The organism is Pontibacter sp. MBLB2868 (assembly GCF_051904785.1).
Classification (GTDB): domain Bacteria; phylum Bacteroidota; class Bacteroidia; order Cytophagales; family Hymenobacteraceae; genus Pontibacter.
The window spans coordinates 753,912-774,825 of record NZ_CP196710.1 but is presented as its reverse complement, the minus strand read 5'-3'; the positions used below and the strand labels follow the sequence as shown (position 1 = coordinate 774,825).

Annotated in this window: 17 protein-coding genes, 1 tRNA gene and 1 pseudogene; 14 read left to right on the top strand and 5 right to left on the bottom strand. The window is 40.1% G+C overall.

Translation table 11 applies throughout. The features are described 5' to 3' along the window. The first annotated feature begins 100 nt into the window (after positions 1 to 100). Positions 101 to 172: transfer RNA gene (locus ACSX1A_RS03340), tRNA-Glu, on the top strand. A gap of 295 nt (positions 173 to 467) precedes the next feature. On the opposite strand, the gene qatD is transcribed toward ACSX1A_RS03340, so the two are convergent. The 4 genes from qatD to ACSX1A_RS03320 form a co-directional block, all read right to left on the bottom strand. Continuing rightward, positions 468 to 1,196: a Qat anti-phage system TatD family nuclease QatD gene (qatD, locus tag ACSX1A_RS03335; protein WP_439882197.1), complete on the bottom strand. Its 729-nt coding sequence runs from the start codon at positions 1,194 to 1,196 to the stop codon at positions 468 to 470. Next, positions 1,193 to 2,566, bottom strand: a complete 1,374-nt coding sequence (gene qatC / locus ACSX1A_RS03330) for a Qat anti-phage system QueC-like protein QatC (RefSeq protein ID WP_439882196.1) — start codon at positions 2,564 to 2,566, stop codon at positions 1,193 to 1,195. Before qatC ends, qatD begins: the two co-directional genes overlap by 4 nt. Then, positions 2,563 to 3,285 carry a hypothetical protein gene (locus tag ACSX1A_RS03325; RefSeq protein ID WP_439882195.1) on the bottom strand — a complete coding sequence of 241 codons (723 nt, stop codon included), beginning with the start codon at positions 3,283 to 3,285 and terminating at the stop codon, positions 2,563 to 2,565. Before ACSX1A_RS03325 ends, qatC begins: the two co-directional genes overlap by 4 nt. 77 nt (positions 3,286 to 3,362) lie before the next feature. Continuing rightward, complete coding sequence (locus tag ACSX1A_RS03320) at positions 3,363 to 5,279, bottom strand: KAP family P-loop NTPase fold protein (RefSeq protein ID WP_439882194.1); 1,917 nt, start codon at positions 5,277 to 5,279, stop codon at positions 3,363 to 3,365. A 587-nt stretch (positions 5,280 to 5,866) separates the two neighbouring features. Here ACSX1A_RS03320 and ACSX1A_RS03315 point away from each other — a divergent pair. The 13 genes and pseudogenes from ACSX1A_RS03315 (at position 5,867) to ACSX1A_RS03255 (ending at position 18,364) form a co-directional block, all read left to right on the top strand. Next, a complete protein-coding gene (locus tag ACSX1A_RS03315) occupies positions 5,867 to 6,982 on the top strand; it encodes a hypothetical protein (RefSeq protein WP_439882193.1) in 1,116 nt (371 codons plus the stop codon). A 216-nt stretch (positions 6,983 to 7,198) separates the two neighbouring features. Next, positions 7,199 to 7,642: pseudogene (locus ACSX1A_RS03310) on the top strand (DUF3293 domain-containing protein). Positions 7,643 to 7,680: 38 nt separating this feature from the next. Beyond that, positions 7,681 to 8,328 (top strand): SIMPL domain-containing protein, encoded by a 648-nt coding sequence (locus tag ACSX1A_RS03305; protein WP_439882192.1) that lies wholly within the window; start codon positions 7,681 to 7,683, stop codon positions 8,326 to 8,328. Positions 8,329 to 8,489: 161 nt separating this feature from the next. Continuing rightward, positions 8,490 to 10,223 (top strand): CFI-box-CTERM domain-containing protein, encoded by a 1,734-nt coding sequence (locus ACSX1A_RS03300; protein WP_439882191.1) that lies wholly within the window; start codon positions 8,490 to 8,492, stop codon positions 10,221 to 10,223. A gap of 2 nt (positions 10,224 to 10,225) precedes the next feature. Then, entirely contained in the window at positions 10,226 to 11,173 is a 948-nt protein-coding gene (locus tag ACSX1A_RS03295; protein ID WP_439882190.1) for a hypothetical protein, read from the top strand. A 7-nt stretch (positions 11,174 to 11,180) separates the two neighbouring features. Further along, positions 11,181 to 13,712 (top strand): Hsp70 family protein, encoded by a 2,532-nt coding sequence (locus ACSX1A_RS03290; RefSeq protein ID WP_439882189.1) that lies wholly within the window; start codon positions 11,181 to 11,183, stop codon positions 13,710 to 13,712. Positions 13,713 to 13,725: 13 nt separating this feature from the next. Further along, the gene (locus ACSX1A_RS03285) at positions 13,726 to 14,265 is read left to right on the top strand and encodes an SH3 domain-containing protein (protein WP_439882188.1); all 540 of its coding nucleotides are present in this window, start codon (positions 13,726 to 13,728) and stop codon (positions 14,263 to 14,265) included. Positions 14,266 to 14,276: 11 nt separating this feature from the next. Continuing rightward, positions 14,277 to 14,717 (top strand): hypothetical protein, encoded by a 441-nt coding sequence (locus tag ACSX1A_RS03280; RefSeq protein ID WP_439882187.1) that lies wholly within the window; start codon positions 14,277 to 14,279, stop codon positions 14,715 to 14,717. Beyond that, complete coding sequence (locus ACSX1A_RS03275) at positions 14,717 to 15,043, top strand: hypothetical protein (RefSeq protein WP_439882186.1); 327 nt, start codon at positions 14,717 to 14,719, stop codon at positions 15,041 to 15,043. The genes ACSX1A_RS03280 and ACSX1A_RS03275 overlap by 1 nt, the downstream gene beginning before the upstream one ends. Before the next feature lies 1 nt (position 15,044). Further along, positions 15,045 to 16,865, top strand: a complete 1,821-nt coding sequence (locus ACSX1A_RS03270) for an AAA family ATPase (RefSeq protein WP_439882185.1) — start codon at positions 15,045 to 15,047, stop codon at positions 16,863 to 16,865. Between the two features lie 15 nt (positions 16,866 to 16,880). Further along, positions 16,881 to 17,378, top strand: a complete 498-nt coding sequence (locus ACSX1A_RS03265; RefSeq protein WP_439882184.1) for a hypothetical protein — start codon at positions 16,881 to 16,883, stop codon at positions 17,376 to 17,378. A 22-nt stretch (positions 17,379 to 17,400) separates the two neighbouring features. Further along, complete coding sequence (locus ACSX1A_RS03260) at positions 17,401 to 17,838, top strand: hypothetical protein (RefSeq protein ID WP_439882183.1); 438 nt, start codon at positions 17,401 to 17,403, stop codon at positions 17,836 to 17,838. A gap of 46 nt (positions 17,839 to 17,884) precedes the next feature. Continuing rightward, entirely contained in the window at positions 17,885 to 18,364 is a 480-nt protein-coding gene (locus ACSX1A_RS03255; RefSeq protein WP_439882182.1) for a DUF1643 domain-containing protein, read from the top strand. Positions 18,365 to 18,886: 522 nt separating this feature from the next. On the opposite strand, the gene brxL is transcribed toward ACSX1A_RS03255, so the two are convergent. Beyond that, positions 18,887 to 20,914: a BREX system Lon protease-like protein BrxL gene (gene brxL / locus ACSX1A_RS03250; RefSeq protein WP_439882181.1), complete on the bottom strand. Its 2,028-nt coding sequence runs from the start codon at positions 20,912 to 20,914 to the stop codon at positions 18,887 to 18,889.

The window sequence follows — 20,914 nt, the reverse complement described above, 5'->3', positions numbered from 1 at the left end:
CCTGACAGTGAGCAACTTATAGGTTAAGTCAAAAAAAATTTATCTGTATGTTTTGCATCTAATGAAAGAGCCGTATATTTGCACCACAATTAGACAGAACGGCCCGTTCGTCTAGGGGTTAGGACGCCAGATTTTCATTCTGGTAACAGGGGTTCGATTCCCCTACGGGCTACAGAGTAAACAGCAAAAAGCGGCTTAAACTACAGTTTAAGCCGCTTTTTCATTTCCAGAGTAACAGAAAAGTAACAAAAAAGATTTTTAATGCTTTTACTCTCTTCATCTCTCCTGTTATCATAATTTATACTGTTTGAGTATTTCTAATCACAAAAAGTAGGTCATGATACTATTCAGGAGATATGTAACATGAGCTCGATATTATAGTAGGTTGCAATTGCCGGTGTACTAAAATACCTTCTTTATTAAAAAGCCATTTACAAAGCGTACCTCGACTATAGGGCTTCTTAGAATTACCTTAAATTCCCAATCAACATAGCAAAATTCCTCCTAATCTGTTCTTGTACTCTATCTAGGGGCATTTCCCAATGCTTCGCCAAATATTCAGTTACCAAAGCTACATCTGAAGGTTCCAACAATTTGTTGTTATGCTGGATAAATGGGCCATCTGTTTCCGTCAAAAGTAAATTAAGCGGAATTTGATCTATTAAAGACTTTGATTTCTGTGAACGCAGCATTGCTGGGTTCACAGAAAAATAATAACCTTTCTCTGTAGCTTCTCGAAGTAAAGAAGCAGAGCCAGAATACCAATGGAAGATAGCAAATTCAATTTTGTGCTGCACTAACAAGTCCAAAGTTTCCCTTTCGGCGCCACGGGAGTGAAGGCTAAGTATTTTCTTTTTTCCGTGCACCTTTCTTAGAACGTACTCAAAACTTTGTTTTTGTTTTTCTTTAGTTGCTATTCCTTCTCGACTGAAATCAAGTCCTACTTCACCTATGTAAGAGGTCAGGTCAACATATTTCTCAAATAGAGCAAATTCCTCTTTATGTCGATCGACATAAAGAGGGTGCATGCCTAGAGCTAGCCTAACATGTTTAAATCCCTTCAAATGGCGCATACCTTGGCCGAAATGACTTGGTAGGTTAGTCATGGCTAATGTCAAAACTCCTGCTCTCTCACATCGGTGCGCCACAGCCATCGGGTTAGGGTAAAGGTCAATATGACAATGCGCATCTATCATAAAATACCTGCCTTTTTCCTTATATCCTGATCAGGATTCTGCCTAATTAAATCCTTAAGTTCTTCCCTGGTTCTTTCTACCACTTGTGAGTATTCAGGCAGGCTATCCAGATCATTTACCCCGTTGAGTATTAATTCTGTTTGTATTTGTTTATTATTAAGATCCATACCTAAAAACTCCAAACAGGCATCCAAATCCTGACCGCGTTTCTTAACCAAACGTGTGCGGGTCGCATTCCACTCCAACTCTTCCAAATTAATTCCATAGGTTGTCGGGTCAGTGTAGCCTACAAGTGCCGCTCGGCGGTAGACACACGGCATGCAAACTCCGCAGTGAGAGGCAGAGCGAAACCACCCTCTGCGGTGACCACGCTTACCGCAGGAATTTGAATGATTTACGACATCCATTAAAAATGGCCTGTCTGCGCATTGTTCTACCATCTCACCCTTAGTCATTAGTTCATAAGGATTTGTGATGTCACTGGCCAAACCTAAATTAGTCAACAGTTGACGGATGTCCTTCAGCAACCGTGGATGGGTTGTTCTCGTGCTGCACGCCGTCCGCCGTGATGGGCTTAGTGGGTAGTTTAACGAGACACTACCATTCTCTGGTACCCAAATTGGCAAGCCATTCCCGTAGGAGTTGGCGGCTAGCACGGCAAGAGCGATGAAGAGCAAAGAGCGACTCCGCAGTGTATTCTCACGCTGGCCATTGGTAGCATTCTCCAAATAAATACCTACTGACTTACTCCAAGCAATTGGCTGGCTATATTTCTTTGTTAACTCATCATACAACTTTATCTGATCGCCTTTAGGACCATTCATGTTGACGTCATAATGAGAGATAAGCAGTAACCTCTTTGTAGGTTCGTTAGAAAGAAAGTCAACAGCGCCAATCAAAGAATCCAAGCCACCTGAGAATAAGTTCACATGATCAATATTAGGGCTGGGCAGTGGAGTTGAAGCAGCAGAGGGTAACACCAAGGAGCTTTGTGTGAATTCTACTTCCCAATAATCACCTGTCAGGAAAGAGAGAATATTACCTGTTTCCTGTTCTTTACCACTCCAAACACTCAAATCGATGACAGGAACCGTCATCTTCAGCTCCCGAGACCAGCCGTCTGTTGAATACGGTCGACGTTCGATTAATCTGTCTATCCCATATGCACATGCCGCCAGAAAGAAAAGATCGAAGGCTTTGCTAGGCGCATGGGCGCAAAAGGACAAAATTTCAGAGCATCTCATGGAGACATTCGCGCGCTGTGTCTGATGATGTGGTGTGGAACGAGGATCGTTGTATGTAATACTGGCACTTAAGTTACCATCAACATCAATGGCTGTAGGCGAGGTAATGTTCAATTCTACTCTCATTCGAAGATACCTAATATACTGTCAAATATGTCATCAATGATTTGCTGCCCTTGGGAACTCTGCCAGTTGATACTAGATACTGGTCTGCTAGCACCGATCACGTGTACCCGTCCAACAATGTCAAGCTTTATCTCATTGAATGTCGCCGCTGATACCGCCTGTCCTCTGGCCTGTGTTATCTTTTCCTGAAACCTCTGGGAAAGGTGCTCGAATATGTAAAATCCGAAGTATTCGCACAGCAGGAACTCCACACCTTTATCGGTTATAGCTTCCTGAATGGCCACTTCGAAAGCTTCAGGGGTAGCCGCCTGCTCGGCTAACTGCTGCATAAGGTGGTTGCATGCTGCATTCGCAGCAGTCTCGTCCATCCCAGTGCTACCGTCAGAACAGTAAAGAATCACCTTTTGGATTATCTCGTCAACAGAAAGGCCAGCAAGGTTGGCCAATGGTAAATTAACATTGGAGATCGCTGCGGCCACCCCCCCTGTTCCTACGATTGAAAAGAAGGACGCCAACCGGCTTGCTCCGCGTCTTCCCGCCTTTCCAACTGTGGAAGACCGACCTGACTTAACAGAAGCTCTACCACCAGCGGCAAGTATTAGCCGTGAGGCGGCGACCTTTATCTGCTCAGCTTTTCGCGTACTCAGTTGATTAAGTTTAGCTGCATCTGGGGTTTCTTTGTCGGCTTCGTTCTTCTCTTTCTCGACCGTTCCCGCCACCGTTGTGACACCGTGTGATAGACTTCCCCAGTTCGGCTCCCCTGTAACGCCAGGCACTATACGTTGTGTAGTTCCCATTACCTCTTCTTATTCTTGTTAAGTATACGTTTGCCTATATTTGATTTAGGATCATAAGCAGACTCTAGTACTAAAATCTCTTGCGTTCTTTTTCCAATCAGTTCTATATCGTTGTAGAGACTGAAAGGTATCTCAAGATGGCTGGTTTTCTCCAACGCACTTAAATATTGAGTCAACGCATTAGTCATTTTCAAATCTATCAACTCAAAGAAAATTCGGTGCCCCTTTAAATTCTCTGGCCGTTTAATAACCTCTTGTTTAAGCATACCTAAAAGGAGATTTTGTTCTGCTTCTGTAAGTGATAAAACGGCCTTCTGTGCTATGGTACGTAGAATTGAATTCGAGCCATATGCCAATAATTCCCCAGATAGATCTTTAATATGTGCCGGGATTAAAGATGCTCCATTTATACTAGTAGACAACTGATCTCTGGAAAGCCAGAAGTAGTCACGGAGGTCAACACCAGTCAAACTAGGCTCTACCAGCAGCCAGCGTATTAATCGATTCGATTTCCAAATAGCTCCGTGTTTGGTGCCCATTTCTTCATAATTTGAATCACTCGCCAACTGCTCAAGCTCGGCTAGTTCGGTAGGCTCTCCATGCTGCACCGCTTGCCAATCATATACCTTCCTGAATAGTTCTGGTTCAATATATTCAAGCACCATGAGCTTACCCAAGACGTCAAGCCTGAAAGTGCCTATTTTGGCTACCTTGGCTAAGCGTGTGCGTAGCGTGAATGAATTTAGGAACCTTTTAATTTGGCGGGGATTACCCTTCAACCCTTCAGCGATTACCGGAGACAATGTTGAAATCAAAGGTGCGTTATTCAACAGCTCACCAGTGTCTGTTTGGCCTAGCAAAGTTGTGACTTCACCAAACCCAAAGGTTCCGTATCGATTAGTGGTTCGATACTCATTGAAATTTCCCAGCACTTTCTGGTATGCTTCTTTCTCAAGATGCTTTTCACAGAACAGGAGTGAAAGGAAAGTCTCTACCTCTGGATCAGACAGCCGTGGCAGATAGTATGGGATCTGGATCAGTTTCTCTAGGTAGTCCTTTACGAACTGGTCACTTATCCGCTCTGTTCTAGCATCAGCGTTCGCTGGGTCATCTGAGGTTAAACGTGACTTATAGCGGTATTCAATTGCATGCTTCACGATCCGTGGATCAGCTCCTATGACAAAGGCTGTATTTGGCACATTCAGAAACAGTTTTATGGCCTCTAAGTTTTCAATCAGCCTCTCTGGGCTGCACCGATCTAAATCATCTATCAGGACGACCAGTCGTTTGATCTTTGTCTCCGCAATAAGCTCTGAAAACCTATCTCGGAACTCTCGCACGAGCATAGCTTTTTCTTCTGGCGGCTCATTGAACAATGAGTCGCTGCCTGCGGATGCATCTTCCTTACCATCCTCAGAGGCACCTTCGCCTGATTTGAATAACCCAGCAACTCTTTCACCAAACCCTGATGGAAGCATGCTTGAAAATGCTGTTGCCATCCCAACAGGCCCGCCTACTGATGCCATTATCAAAGGCATGGCTACGTTTTTGAAACCTAAGCCCATAGCCCTCATCCAGTTAACGGATTTGAATAATTGGGTAGCCTTCTTTTTGACGGTAATCCCAAACCTCTGCTCATCATCGAAAACCTTCAGGATAGAGTCCAACAAGGCGGCTTTGGCATCATCATATCCCTCGAACACCCAGCCGTTGAAATAAAGGCAGACGGTGTCATCTCCAACATCCTTCAACTGAGCTTCCATCATTCTCATGATGCTCGACTTACCACTTCCCCAATCACCGAATACTCCTATGGTTACTGGCAAAATGGCGTCATCCATTACCAATGCCTCCAATAACTCTGCATGCACTCGAAAGCCTAGCAGATCATTGGTGGTTTCACTATCTGACCACATAATTGATTCTGTTAAATTTTATATTTAAGACGCGTACAATATAATATATTAATTTTCAATATTATCTTACTATATATTGAATTAGCCACTATAAGAGAACTTTATACTGTTTATAAAAATGAAAATACGAGCTACATTTTTCGTTTTGAATAAGATGGGACACTGGAGATGTAGATATGTACAGGACCTGCTTTAATTTCTGGACTACCATCACGACAGCTCCTGCCCTAGCATTCCACCATATCCCACACCAACCAATTACGTGTTTGAGTTGCACTTTGACAGGGCTTTTGCTTTAGTGTAGAGAGGAGTATGTTCAGAGGCAACATACAGGCTATCGGGTTAGCGCTAGTGACTTACAGTTTTTAAAGCCTACTTGGGGAGTCATTAGCAAGGCCCTTTGCTCATCATGATGTTTGGCCTCAGAGCAAGCAAGAACAGTTCATCACTCCTCCTACGCGTTAGCTCGGGAAGCAGGAAAAGCACCTGTAGAATAACAGTAACTCCCTACTGTACACCAAATTATATTAAACTATCCTTCTGTTTAAAAAGTCTTTATCTTAAGAGGGAAATAAATACTTTAGCTGATGGAATCAATCGTTCTTAAGAGGCAGGACCTATACGTACAGGTATGGTCAGAGCCAATGACCACTCTTTCTCAAAAGTGTGGCATTTCTGACTATGAACTTCGCAAGATCTGTAAAAGGATGGGGATACCACTGCCAAAGGCTGGTCACTGGCAAAAGATCCGAAATGGAAAAACTGTACTTCCAACACCTTTGCCCTCCAGCCACTCAGGAGAACAGGAAGTAAACCTGAATAAGGAAGCTCAGAAAAAGGCATCAGAGGCAGAGCATTTATCCCCTGTTGCACTATTACAGAAGGAAATTGAAAAGGACCTTCAACATGTGCTTCATGTTCCTGCCCGTCTAACCAACCCCGACAAACTCATCGCTGCGGTAAAAGCAGATATGGAGCAAAAGAGTTGGACATATCGCTCGACCGGGCTCCTAAGTTCTTCGCTTGATTTCATTGACATACGCGTTTCAAAGAGCAACCTGAGTCGCGCCTTACGGATTATGGACACGTTTATAAAGGCGCTCCAGGCAAGAGGCCATAAGCTTGAGGTAAGTAGCTGGGGCACCTCTGCAATAATGGGCAGTGAAAAATTCGAAGTCTCTATCAGAGAAAAACTTAAGCGTTCAAAGGAAATCAGGCCCGGGGAGTACAACTATGACTACACCCCAACCGGTGTGCTGATCCTCAAGACAGGCAGGTATTGGAACTTAAAAGAGTGGCAAGACGGAAAAGTTCCGTTAGAGCAAAAGCTCTCAAGTATTTTAGCGCATCTCGAACTGGTAACTAAGCAGGAAGAAGAGAAGAAAATAATCCGAGAGAAAGAATACGCAGTTCGCCTTGAGAAGGAAAGAATTCAGAAAGAGACAGAGGCGCTGAAAGTAAAGGAACTGCTGAAATTCAAGAAGCTGCTCAAAGAAGCCAAGAGATGGCTTAAGGCTCAGATGCTCCGGGAGTATATAGCTGCGGTTAAGCAGCAAAGTAAAGTTTCCGGCACCCCCTCTAAAGAACTTGAAGATTGGCTAAAATGGGCACAGAATAAGCTAAACTGGTTTGATCCCAGAATTAATGGTTCTGATGAACTTTTGAGTGAAGTGGATAAGGAGACGCTTACCTTCAGGAAATAACTTACCACTAACAGCATTCTGTGTTAGACTATCAATCTAGATTCAATAGGCCCTAGTCGGCAGCAGAGCACCTTAGAGAATGATTAAAAGGATTTATTTTAGCCTTTGCGGCTGAATTGCAGTCATTCTAGCATTTTATGTGTTGAATTGCATTCAAATTATAGTACATTTAGGTAAATTAATATAAACTTAATTCTTTACCTGATCTATAAATTAATGACAGCCCCTCCCAAGCTATCTGCAGAGCTTTTTTTTTATCTGAAAACCGACTACAGCTTCACCGATGGCGACAGAACCGTGGTGATCCGTTTAGACGAAGAGAACTCTACTTTGCTCGCTTACCTAAAGCAGCAGAACATCACTTCGTGGGCCTACCTCACTGCCTGGAATCCGCTTTCATTCCCACAGAAGGATGAGTATAATCACTCGCAGCAGCAGGAGTTGCTAGCCCAGCTAAAAGGTTACAAAGTCTGCAAAGGAGAAGGCAAGAAACGTGATGGGAATTGACCAGGTGAAGAGAGTTACTTTGTCGCTGGTATAAGCAAAGAGGAAGCTGAAGCACTAGGTACTGACTTTGGACAAATTGCGATAGTGGTAAGTAATGAAAACCTGAAGCCAGAGCTAGCGGTGCTGTATCCCTCACCAGCTGAAAGCTACTAAAGAACAAAGCTTCACTTTCTAATTAATTTCTACAAACTATGGAAAGAAAACTGCAGATCACGGGCAAAGGGAAACTAGCAATAACACCCGACATTATCCTCCTCTCCTTCAACGCCTCAGCGCATGAGTGGGAATACGAAAAGACTGTCACTGCCCTGAACGAGAAAGTGGAAGAGCTCCGCACTATTATCGAAAAAGAGGGGATTGAGCGGAAGAACCTAAAGACAAAAGACTTCAGCATCCGCAAAGACACCAGTCGGAACAAAAAGACGGAGGAGTATGAGTTCAACGGCTATAAAGCCAATCATAACCTGGAACTAGAATTGCCCCTGGAAAAGAAGCTACTCAACACCTTGCTCAACAAGATCGCAAAGCAACTGGATAACCTGGACTTTAGCATTGCCTTTGGAGTTAGGGATGCGACTCAGCACCAACAGCAACTCATCCTTAACGCCGTCGAAAAGGCTAAGGAAAACGCAGCGCTTATAGCACAAGCTACAGGCGTAGAACTGAAAGAGATCATCGACATCGACTATTCTTACAGAGAACTGACAATCCGCTCCCAGCGCTATGACTACCCTGTTTACGAGTCTGAGATGATGACCACTTACGATGCTGCCCCAGACTTTGAACCGGATGACATTGATATGGCGGAGACTGTAAATATAGTTTGGAGAATTGAGTAAGATAGGTCTTCAGCTCCTCATGTTACTCATAAGCCATCAGAGTCTTATTTGTAAGGCATAATTGTTCACTACATCTTTAGTATAAAATATTCACTAAAAACTTAAATTAGTGTATGGATATATAGATATTTTTCTCTTAATTGAGATTAAATTTTCATTCCATGCTATCAATACAAACAAATCCTTACAGAGTCACAGGTATACTTGCCGGATCTAACGAAAAAGAGATTCAAAAACAAAAATCAAAAATTAATGCTTACCTAAATGTTGGAAAGGAAATTTCTTTTGACACAGACTTTCCTATAATTGGTGCAATCAATAGAAATGAGAACCTAATTAATGACTCTTTCTCAAAGATTGTTCAAAACCAAGGCAAAGTTGAGCACGCGCTGTTTTGGTTTTCGAATGCAAGCCACTTAGATGAGCCAGCTTTAAATCATCTCAAAGATGGTGATACCTCTAAAGCCATTGATATATGGTCTAAAACCATATATGGAGAAGTAACAAGTCGAAATTTTTCTGCTTTTAACAACTTAGGCACCCTAAAACTTGCTTTGGCATTTTCTGGTGGTTCTCTAAATAATGACCTACTAAGAGATGCTATTGGCCATAAACTACGTCTGCTTGAATCTGATGCATTAACAAGTTTCATAACACATGTTGCTGATGAAACCTATCAACCAAATTCACATGAGCAAGTCAAAACTTTTATAGATGCTCTTACTAATTATCTTACCCCCTTTATCAACAAACCAGGAGGAATAAACATTAGTGAAGTTTCAAATCTATTTAGCTTAGGTTCTACAAACACCAAACAATATGTAGCTTCAATCTATACATCTAAGCATATACATAGTGTCGAAGCTAAAATTGATAAAACAAAGAAGGCAAGAACGAAAAGTCCTGAACGAGGTGATACACTAGGCAAAAAATTATTTGCCGAAACAAAAGAAGAGTTAGCAACACTAAAGGAGCTTCTAGGAGTTTCAAACATGCAGTATCAGCTCTTAGCTGATAAGTTAGCAAAAGAAATACTTCAATGTGGTATTGATTACTTTAACGCCTATTTTGAGAGTGATACAATAGACTCAGGACCGGGTGCAATTACCTTATGTCGCTATGCAAAATCCATTGCGGTAGGTTCTCAGGCCAAACAGCGAGTTGAGGAAAACACGAAGAACATCCAGGAATGGATTGATGACAAGCCAGAACGAGATAGGCAGAAAAAAATTGAAACTGATTTAGTTTTTATAACAGCAAAGCTCAAGAGGTTTAATGATTTACCAGACTCTATTGAAAATGCAAAAGACCTTATAGTATCATGTAAACCAAGACTATTAAATATCAAGCAGGTTTTAGGAGCCTACGATAAGCTGTATCTACAGATTAGTAGCACTATTGTTGGAAATGCTCAAGGTATGCTGGTTTCTATTGTTAATAGGTCCCAAGATAAAATTACTTCTTCTTACGACCCATCTTCTAAATACATATTATTGCTTGCCCATAGCACTGTTGTTGAAGAATCACTAACTGTTCTTAATTTATTGAGCAGCTTAGATATGACACCTGAAGTCAGGACAAGATATAATTCTAATAAGCAAACTCTGCAAAGTGTTAAATCGCAAATGGACCAAGTTTCAAAACCTCGGTCAAAAACAAGTAGTGGTAGTGGCTGCTATATTGCTACAATGGCTTACGGAGATTACGACCATCCGCAGGTAATAGAACTTAGACGTTTCAGAGACAATGTATTGTCACAAAGCGCGGCAGGTCGGCAATTTATAAAGACATATTACCATTACTCACCTAAACTTGTCGATAGATTACAGAATAGTAATACCATCAACAAGATTATAAGGACATCACTTGACCAACTAATTAAAATAATAAAATAATAATGAAAGCATTACTTATAACTGCGCTAGCCTTAATAAGCTTAAAGGTAGAAGCACAGTCCCAAATGGACACAACCTTGATTAAGGAAATTCCTGCCTTAAAAAAAGAGGTTCAATTTGTTAAAGTTAACAACCAGAAGCTAGAGCAAAGGATACTAAGCTTGAATGAAGGTTTAAAGAATCAACAACAAGTAATAGATAGTTTAAGTGATATAACGAAGGCCAATACTGCTTCTATTGTTATTACCTCTTCTACCCTTGATACAAAATCTTCTGAATTAGATAATAAAATAATACTGGCTGAAACAAACACTGTTAAAAATCTAGCAGATTTAAATAGTTCAGTTAGCCAGAAAACTCTTTATTGGTTTATAGGCTTATTTGCTACTGCTCTCCTATCTGCATTGCTTTATTTAGTATTAAGAAAGCGCCTATCAGCGGGGCAAACTAATGTTGAGCAACAAATTGCTGGTGTTCAAAAATCCTTAGAAGAAGAGAGCGTAAGGCTAGATAATAAACTGGTAGAGATTCTGGCTTCACAAGTAAATATCATGAAGGAAGAGCGCGCCTCATCAACTAACACTACTAATAAAACCGAAGAACTAGATCACTCCTTAGCATTAAAAGTTGCAGATGAGGTTACGAGAATTCAAATGAATTTAAGCCACATGGATCCTACTACAAAAGGCTTAAAACAGCTTGATAGAGCAGTTAAAGCTATATCCAATAATTTCCAGGCTAATGGATATGAGATCATTGAGATGCTTAATAAGCCCTATGATGAAGGAATGAAAATTATTGCAACTATGGAGTTTGATGAAAAACTTGCTCCAGGACAGCAATTGATAAAAAGGGTTATAAAACCACAAATTAACTATAAAGGTCAGATGATACAGGCTGCACAGGTTGTAGTAGCATACGGTGAAGAGTTATTAATTGAAAACAAATAATAATACAATGGGAAGAGTAAAAATTGATTACGGTATTGATTTAGGAACTACTAACTCTGCAATAGCTAGAATTGAAAACGGTGAGCCTATAATCAAAAAAACAGACACATTAAAAGATACAATGCCTTCCTGCATACACTATAACAGGAAACAAGCATTGATAGCAGGGGACCGTGCATATACACTTTTAGATAAAGATATGCGTACGGCGTACAGCACAGGAAATTATTTACCTAACACCTTCATAGAATTTAAAAGAACAATGGGAACAGACAAAATGTACCATTGCTCAAATTTATGCACAGACTTAAACTCAGAAGAGCTATCAGCTGAAGTTCTTAAAACATTAAAGTCTTTTGTTACTGACGAGGAGGTAAATTCAATTGTAATTACTGTACCTGCAAAATTCACAATTAACCAAAAAGATGCTACAACTAGAGCTGCCAAACTTGCTGGGTTTAAACACTGCGAGTTATTACAAGAACCCATAGCAGCTTCTATGGCATATGGGTTAGGTAATGCTAATAAAGATGGATTTTGGCTCGTTTTCGACTTCGGTGGAGGCACTTTTGATGCTGCTCTTCTAAAAGTTGAAGATGGTATTATGAAAGTTATAGATACCGAGGGTGATAACTATTTAGGAGGTAAGAACCTTGATTATGCATTAGTTGATGAATTCATTCTGCCCTATTTAGTAGAAAATTTTGATCTTGATAACATAGTTAGTGATATAGAAAAAAAAGAACAGTTGAGAAATGCTTGGAAAGCCAAAGCTGAAGAAGCAAAGATCCAGCTATCATTTAAAGAATCTCATGACCTACTAACAGATCTAGGAGAAGATTATGGTGAGGATGATAATGGTGAACCTCTAGAACTTGATGTAAAAATTACACATAATGATTTAGAAAGAATTTTTACTCCAATTTTCCAAAGATCAATTGATATATGTCTAAGTCTTTTAAAAAGGAATAATTTAACAGGCAACAATCTCAGCTCTTTAATTCTCATAGGAGGACCTACCTACTCTCCTATTTTAAGAAAAATGCTTCAAGAGCAAATTACAAGCAAGCTTGATACTACCACAGATCCTATGACGGCTGTTGCTAAGGGAGCTGCTTTATATGCCTCAACTATTAATATTTCCAATGAACTCATCGAAGAGACAAGGGACAAAACCAAGATACAGTTAAATTTAGCTTATGAGGCTACTACTGTTGAGATGCAGGAATTTGTAGCTATAAAAGTTCTAACAGAAAAAACAGCAGGTGTGATTCCTGAAAGATTATTTGCAGAGGTAGTAAGAGGGGATAAAGCTTGGTCTAGTGGCAAAATAGAGATCAATGATAAAGGAGAAATTGTAGAAGTGAAGCTAAATGAAGGAAAGTCCAATTCCTTCACCGTTTTCGTTTATGATGACCAAGGAACTCTTCTTCCAAATGAACCAGGAGAGTTTACGATTATTCAAGGATCTAAAATCGGCAGTGCTACTTTACCATACGATATAGGAATAGAGATTAAGCAGCGTTCATCTGGTAAAGTAGTTTTTCACCCTATCAGAAACCTTGAAAGAAATCAGTCTTTACCAGTTACTGGTGTTGCAAATGGATTAAAGACTCAAAAACAATTGCGACCTGGTAATTCTTCAGACTCTATTAAGATTCCAATTTATCAAGGATCTCATGGGGCTGCAGGTTCACGAGCAATTTATAACGAGCATGTTTATGACGTAATTGTAACAGGCGACGATATTCCTGGTCTTCTCCCAGAAGGAAGCGAAGTAGACTTGACCTTATCCTGTGACAACTCTGAAAGAGTAACGGGTACAGCCTATTTCCCATATTTAGACCATACTATAGAAATTGTAGTACCATCCGATACTGTACAAAAAGAGATTAGTGCTGAATGGCTGGAAAAGGAAATAAAAAAAGCCAAAAACAGTGTCAGAGAACTGGAAAGTAATGACCACACAAGTTCTATCGAATTAACAAAGCTAGAAGAAGAACTCTCCTACTTAACAACCAGGTTTGAGCAAGGACGTGGAGATGCTGATCGTAAAAAAGAAGTTCTTGAAGGCTTGCGTAAATCACTTAAAAAAATCGATGAACTGAACGATGCAACAGAATGGCCTAAACTTGATGCAGAGCTTAAAGATGAGTTTGAAAGGCTTGAAAAAGCCAATAAAGAGCTCGGCAATGAGAAAACTAGCCTACTAGTAAATCAACTCCGTCAACAAGTTGATCAGGTAATCAGAGATAAGAATGTTAAAAATGGACAAGCTGTTCTTGAAGAAGTTTCTGGCTTATTTTTTAATCTAACTCTTATTTATCAAATGATGGGTATGATCAGGTCATTTAACCGAGATTTTGAAACCCTACATTGGAAAGATAGATCAAGAGCAAGACAGCTTATTAATCAAGGACTACAAATTATAGGAGATCAGCCATCAGAAGAAGCTTTAAGGCCAATTATATTGGATCTTTATGATTTACTTCCAATTTCTGAGAAGCCTTCTGGGGATGATGATGTTTTAACTCTATAACAAATAATAGAAGGTGAAAAAACTAATTCTACTAGTCTTCCTGCTTACCATAGTTACGGTAACAGCATATGCACAATCTTATATAGGATATGCTACCAGCCAGGTAAATTTCCGTTCAGATGCTACTACAAATTCATCTGTTATAAGGTCTTTACCAAAGGGCTCTACGCTATTTATTGTATCCTTATCTACTCATGATGGGTTCTATAATGCTATAGATGTTGAGACAAATAAGGAAGGCTATATACACAGCTCATATGTAAGAGTTGGCCAAATGCTTCCTAAAAATACGGAAGGCATATTTACTCCATCTGGTACAAGTTCTTCTGTAAATCCAGAAATAAAGATTCGTAACAATACATCTAAAACCCTTACTTTAAAGATGGGTAACAACACTTACTCCTTTTCTCCTCAAGAGAGTAGAAGTATAACAGTACCATCCGGTAAATATGAGTATAGAGCTTCAGCACCTGGTGTAATTCCAGATTATGGTGCTGAAGTCTTATCTAGTAGTATGAGTTACGAGTGGGAATTTTATATTTCATCATATTAAAATAATTACAAATGGGAAGATTAGTACTAGTAATAGTTATGCTGCTTATAAGCGGAATAATTTATTTAGTGAAGGCAGGAGCAAGTAAAGTTACTGGCCGGGAAGTAGACTTTCAGGATGAGAGCAGAAAGGTCATGGAAAAGACTGCTAAAGGTATCGGATGGATGAACGACCAGTGGGAAAAAGCTAAATCTAACGCAAATGGTGGGACGATGCAAACTATAGGATCTGGAGAATTTGGAAGTATGTCAGCTACAGAGATTATTGTAAGAATAAAATCTAACCCTTCAAAATATGATCTAGCTACGGCTGAGGCAACTTATATAGACCAAGCGGTAAAGAAAATGAATAGCAATCAGCTTGATCAGGCTGAAAAACTTATCATGCAGCTTCAGCCTGGTGAAGCAAGGGATTTCATGTTATCTGAAATTAGAGAAAAGCAGTACGCTTGATGCTACCTGACTGGATAGTAAACTATGTTGGAGGCGGGGTATTAGCTATTATTGCTTATGTTATAATATCTAATACCCTGTGGCTCCTTTTAGGCTCAAAACTTTTGAAATCATTGCCGGGAGTAAATGCTTATGGTGCTACTTCTACTTTTAGAATAGCAGCGATGATAGTAATGAGTCTTATTGGAGTTTTAATGTGGCTATTACATCTCCCCTTCTCATTGGTTAAATTAGTAGAGAGAGCTTCTCTACAGAAATACATGTCTACTTACATTCAAATAGCCAGTAGAATCCACTACGCCATCACTAAGAGACTAAAAGGTTGAAATGAAGCAGACGACGAAAGTAGTATTTCCTAAAGGTGCTATAATTGATAATAAGTACACTGTTGTCTTTTTTCTCAAGCAAGGTAAATATGCACAGTCATACCGGGTAAAAAATAGCAATGGTGAAACCCTGTTCTTAAAGCTTATCAACTGCTCAAAACTTGATAGAAGCCAAGTTGATGTAGAAGGTAAGATCCTTGAAGAAGTAATAGTTAAGAAAATCAAACACCCTAATCTTATTAGCTATATTGATAGTGGACAAATAAGTGAAGGTAACCAAAAGTACTCTTTCATTGTAACTCCATTCATAAGTGGAGAAACATTGGCAGATAAGCTTAAAAGAGAATATACTTTAAGTAGCTATGACGCAATACAAATCTGTTTAGGAGTTCTAAATGGCTTGAAGAGCCTCCATAATGCTAAGAATACTATCATTCACAATGAACTTACTGTTCATAATATAATGCTCGATTTATCAGGAGCGGCACCCAAACCTGTCATTATAGATTTTGGCTTTTCAAGGTTGTTTAGAAAAATGGAACAGCAAGTTGAAAGAGAAAATCTAAACCCCTACTATTTAGCCCCAGAATGCTTTAATGGAATATTTACACCTCAAAGTGATCTCTATTCTATAGGTGTTCTACTTTACCATCTTCTCTTTGGCATACCGCCTTGGTTTAAAGAATTGTCAAGCTATAAGGCAGATCGAGTTAAACTAGAAGATGTATTAATAGCAGAGAGGAATAAGCCCTTAAAGCTTTTGAACATATCAGGAGATAGTGGAACAAAAATAGATAAAGTTATTCCTAGAGTTCTAAAGAAAGCTTTGAATCCTGATACCGATGAAAGATTCCAGTCAGCTGTAGAATTCATTGATGCTTTGTGCCAGGAATCCGAGGGTGAAGAAATCGTTTCTGAACAAAAAATATTCTTTAATGACAACTCTAATCCCAAAGGTAAAGAAGCTCCATTAAAAGAAAACTGTGGATTTTCCCAAATTGCTGGCATGGACGAGTTGAAAGACTTACTTAACGATTCTGTTATCAAAGCTTTGCAGGAAAAAGAGCTTTATGAGGAATATGGACTCACAATACCTAATGGTATGTTGTTGTATGGGCCTCCTGGATGTGGAAAAACTTTCTTTGCTGAGAAGTTAGCTGAGGAGGTAGGTTTCAATTTTATCTCAATCAAACCTTCAGACCTTGCAAGTATCTATGTACATGGATCTCAAGAGAAAATTGGAAAACTTTTTAATGAAGCGAGAGAGAATGCTCCATCCATCATCTTCATTGATGAGCTAGATGCTTTGCTCCCTAACAGAGAAGGTGATTTGAGCCATAGTTATGCTTCTGAAGTTAATGAATTCCTTGCTCAAATGTCAAACTGCTCAAAGGATGGCATATTTGTCATTGGAGCAACAAACAGACCAGATAAAATAGATCCGGCAATTCTGAGGACAGGTAGATTAGATAGAATAATCTATTTGCCACCTCCTGATCATGATGCAAGAAAGGCTATGTTTGAACTTTACTTAAAATCCAGACCATTAGATTTTGGGATAAACTATGAGTTGCTTGCTGATGCTACAGCTAATTATGTATCAAGTGATATTGAATTCCTGATAAACGAAGCAGCCAGAGTTGCTTTGAAAGCAAGATCAAAAATTACACAAAGCATAGTTCTCGATGTAATCAAATCTGTTAAACCATCGGTCTCATGGATTGAAATAAAGAAACATGAGGAGATGCGAAAAAAATTAGAAGGAGATACAGCATCTCAACCTACACAGTCCTCAATAGGATTTAAAACATCATCTATTTAAGTAAACACAATTGTTATGAACAATCTTAACTTTAAAAAGCTGCTATTTAAGACAGCCTTCTCCTGTACGGCTTGTGATGGCCATATTGATACAAGAGAAATAGAAATAATAAAACAGATAAACAAGGAAGAAGAGTTAGTTAAGGAAGATTCTGTTCAAAATGAGTTGAATAAGTTAATCGATGAGTTAAATAATCAAGGTCATGATTTTCTTAAACAGTATTTAAAAGAACTAAGCGAGACTGTATTAAATGATGAGGAAGAGCTGGCAATCATTAATACTGCTGTCAGGACTATAAATGCAGATGAGAGCGTTGAATACAGTGAAATAAGCTTTTTTAAGCTTATACGCTCTAAAGTTAGCTTATCTGATGAAACCATACTGGATGCTTTACCTGATATAGAAGAGTACCTGGAGAAGGATGTTATTTCAAAAAGTTATTCTGTGGATCTTAAAACACAGTTTTTTAGTACATCCACTTTCCCTCAATTTGAATTACTAGATGGAATTTAATTTTCCAGTTATAAGATATTTTATGGCAACGCATACTATAACAACATACTACTTTACTCCACCTACCCTAATAGATGAAACTGTTTTCAATGTGTTAAAGGAAAGGCTAAAAGCAGATCCAAACTTTGCTTTTGAACCTAAAGCAAAATTTAGTGATGAGTTTCCTATATTATCTTGGATCTTCAAAAGTAATATGGTAACAATTCCTTTAGGCATTATCATTATTTTACTTGAACCTAGAGCAGGAAGCTTCTGGGATGATGTTGCTGGCTTTTGTTTTTTACCACTTGGATTAAGCTTCTTTTCTTTATTGTTTGGTCATCAAACTCTTTTATCATTCAATGATTTCTTATCTGATAAGAAGAAATATTACAAACGGCTTAGAAAAAATATAATTTATTCCCGCAACTATGATGAGTTTCTTTCTCATTATCCTTCTAATAGATTTTATCAATTCTAAAGGCTTATACAGCTAAAATAATATTAGCTTTAACTAAAGCTTATTGATGGAAAAAGCAGCTGTCATTTCTAAAGACGAGAGGTATAGATATGTACTTTGGAGAATTTGGGATTCTGAATTGAAGCACGTAACCTTTATTGGCCTTAACCCTAGTTATGCAGATGGCAGAACAGATGACCCTACAATAAAAAAGCTGATAAAGCTGACTAAGTCTTGGGGTTATGGAGGATTCTATATTGTAAATTTATTTGCATTAAGAGCTACTGACCCCAATACCTTATATCATTCCCCCAACCCTACTGGAAATGACAATGATGAATACATTAAAAAATATTCTGAGACCGCAACGAAAATTATATTGATGTGGGGTAATCATGGTGTACTAAAAAACAGGGATAAAGAAGTTCTAGGTTTGATTCATTCTCCATATTGTATAGGCTACAATAAAAATGGCACTCCCAAACATCCTCTTTATCTTAAATCAAATTCACCTTTACTAGATTTTCAAAAACAAGATAGTGTATAAGATAAAGCTCTACCTACAGGCTTCTTTATCTTACCACTAAATAGCAATGAGAAGAAGAAAAGTAAAGATACTTTAACTTGCCACTTTTCAACACAGTCCGACCATTTTGTGGAATGGTTCTCTTGACATAAAAAGACTAAATTACTTCCAGCAATAGCTACTACAGTAAGTTTGAGCTACCTATATACCATAACAAAAGCATCCTGAACTCGGCTGAATATCTCATCATTAAGCTCGAAATTATCTGGCTTGTCTACCATTTCAGCAGTATCATTTGAGAAGATTATAGGAAAAGCATTTACAAAATCATATTCTAATACTCTTACTTTGAAGGACTCATTAGTTTTTTGATAAATTTGGGATAGTAGTTTTTGAAACTCTGCGTACTTAATGGCTATACTATTCATAATTATTTGATTATATGTTACTTGCAATGTAAATATCTTAATTCAAATAATTGCTCTCACCCCCCTGAAATATTACTTTCGCAGTAGGCATAAGATCTACAGTAGAACGGGTGTATTAACCTAATTGCACATCTAAATAAGTAATCTCACAAGCCTTACACAACCGCTTCTCTTGGTAGTACTCAGCTATATCACAGCGCCCATTTGTCTTCTGAAATATATCCAGCCCTCTGCCCAGCACGATTTTCCAGCCATTGTCCATTTCAATCGACCTATCATGTATGTTGTCGTCAAACTCAAAAGAGAAGAAGATACCCAGTGGTTCCAGTGAATCGATTATTTCCTTGAAAGCTTCGCGGGCGTTCTCGAGGTAGTCTTCGTTGTTGTTGGTGACCAAGTGTAGCTTTACCTCCTGCCCTTCTTCTTTTACTTTGGCAATAAGCGCGGTGAACTCCATGAAGTTGCGCAGCTGGTAGGGCAGTCGAATGTAGGGGTCAGTTAAGCGAATATCCGTAGCGCCGACCAAGTGCTTGCCGAAGAGCTTCTCATAGGAGATACCGCTCTGGTTGTCGCGGATGATTTTCTGTCCGGCTTCTGGCTGAGTTACTACCGGAGCTTCTGGCTTATCCACTACAGGCTTTTCAGCTGTGGTGGTATCAAAAGCTGGTTCCTGGCTTTCTTCTTTAGGACCGTACTCGATTATCTCCAGTGTCTGGATTTCCTTCTTCGTGCCAGTGGCTTTGCAGGTATAGCTGAAATCAACTTTCTCAAATGTCTCATCCATAATGCGTAGCTGCTCTTTTACGCGGCGGCGGCATTCAATGGAGAATTCCAGCAATTCGCGGGCTTCTTCTTTGGTGAAGTTGCCATCAGGGTAAATCACCTTCACTAGGCCTGAGAAGGTCTTGGAGATGGCTGTTTTGTCGCGGGTAGTAATGGTGTCGGAGAGTTCGAAGAACTCGGTGTAGGCGTAGGTATGATCTTCTTTGCGCAGCTCTTTGAGCACCTCTGCCAGGTAGTCCACAATAAAGCCGTAGTCGGAGGTGAACATCTCGTTGCGCAGCTTCTGCACTTCCCATCCCGGCAGGTAAGCGTGTATTCTGTCCAGGAAGGCGGTGTCGTAGTAGTCTTTTGGCAGAGCCTCGAACAGGTCGGAGTGCTTGAGCATGTAGGGCACGGAGTGGTCGGTGTTGCCGACAAATACCATGGAGGCGGAAGCGCCGTATACCTGCGTGCCACGCGAAAAGGACTTGTTGGCCATATAGTTCTTCAGGATGTCCACCAAGCCACGGTCTGCGCGTTTGTCCTTGCCGGCGAACTCGTCATAGGCCACCACGTCCCAATAGCCCACCAGGCCAATGTCGCCCGTGGTGTTGTTCACGAAGAGCTTGGCTTTGGACACCTCCCCTCCCGAAATAAGCATGCCGTGCGGCGACATCTCGGAGTAAATATGCGACTTACCCGTACCCTTCGGACCCAGCTCAATTAGATTATAGTTGTTTTCGGCAAAAGGAATTAGTCTGGATAGTTGCAGAAGTTTGGAGCGAAAGGAGAATTCTTTTGGGTTGAGACCTATAGACTGCAACAAAGCATCTATCCACTCTTCTTTGTTAAAGTGCTTCCTGCAGGCCTTGTACTCTTCTACATCAATGTTGGCAATCTGTATTGGCTTTAAATTGTCGATAATCCAGGGCGACACGTCACGCTCGTCGGAAGGCATGTAGCCGAGGGTGACAATGCACCACACCCCGCTGGACAAGAGCTTTTTGTGGTCTTTTACTATCAGGTCGCTAATGACCACCTTGTTCAGGCCCAGGTTGGCGAAGTCGGCCTCGTACACGTCCTTGCGGTCATTGAGCTTCACCGCTACCTTGTCGATGATACGGTGCGTGCCTTTTTCCCGGACCATGGACTTTATCATCTGCGCCTCGTCGCGGTGCACGAAGTGCTTGGCGATGATGTTCTTCACGTTCTCCACGCCTTCCGCTATGGTGTCTTCCACGTCGGTGGCGCAGTACTGGCCCAACAGGTACTCCAGCACATAGGTAGGCACAATGGCATTGCCCTTCACCAGCTTGGTTAGGTCTTTGCGCACAACCTTGCCGGAGAAATGGGTATTGAGAAGGTGGTTAATCGTGCTCAT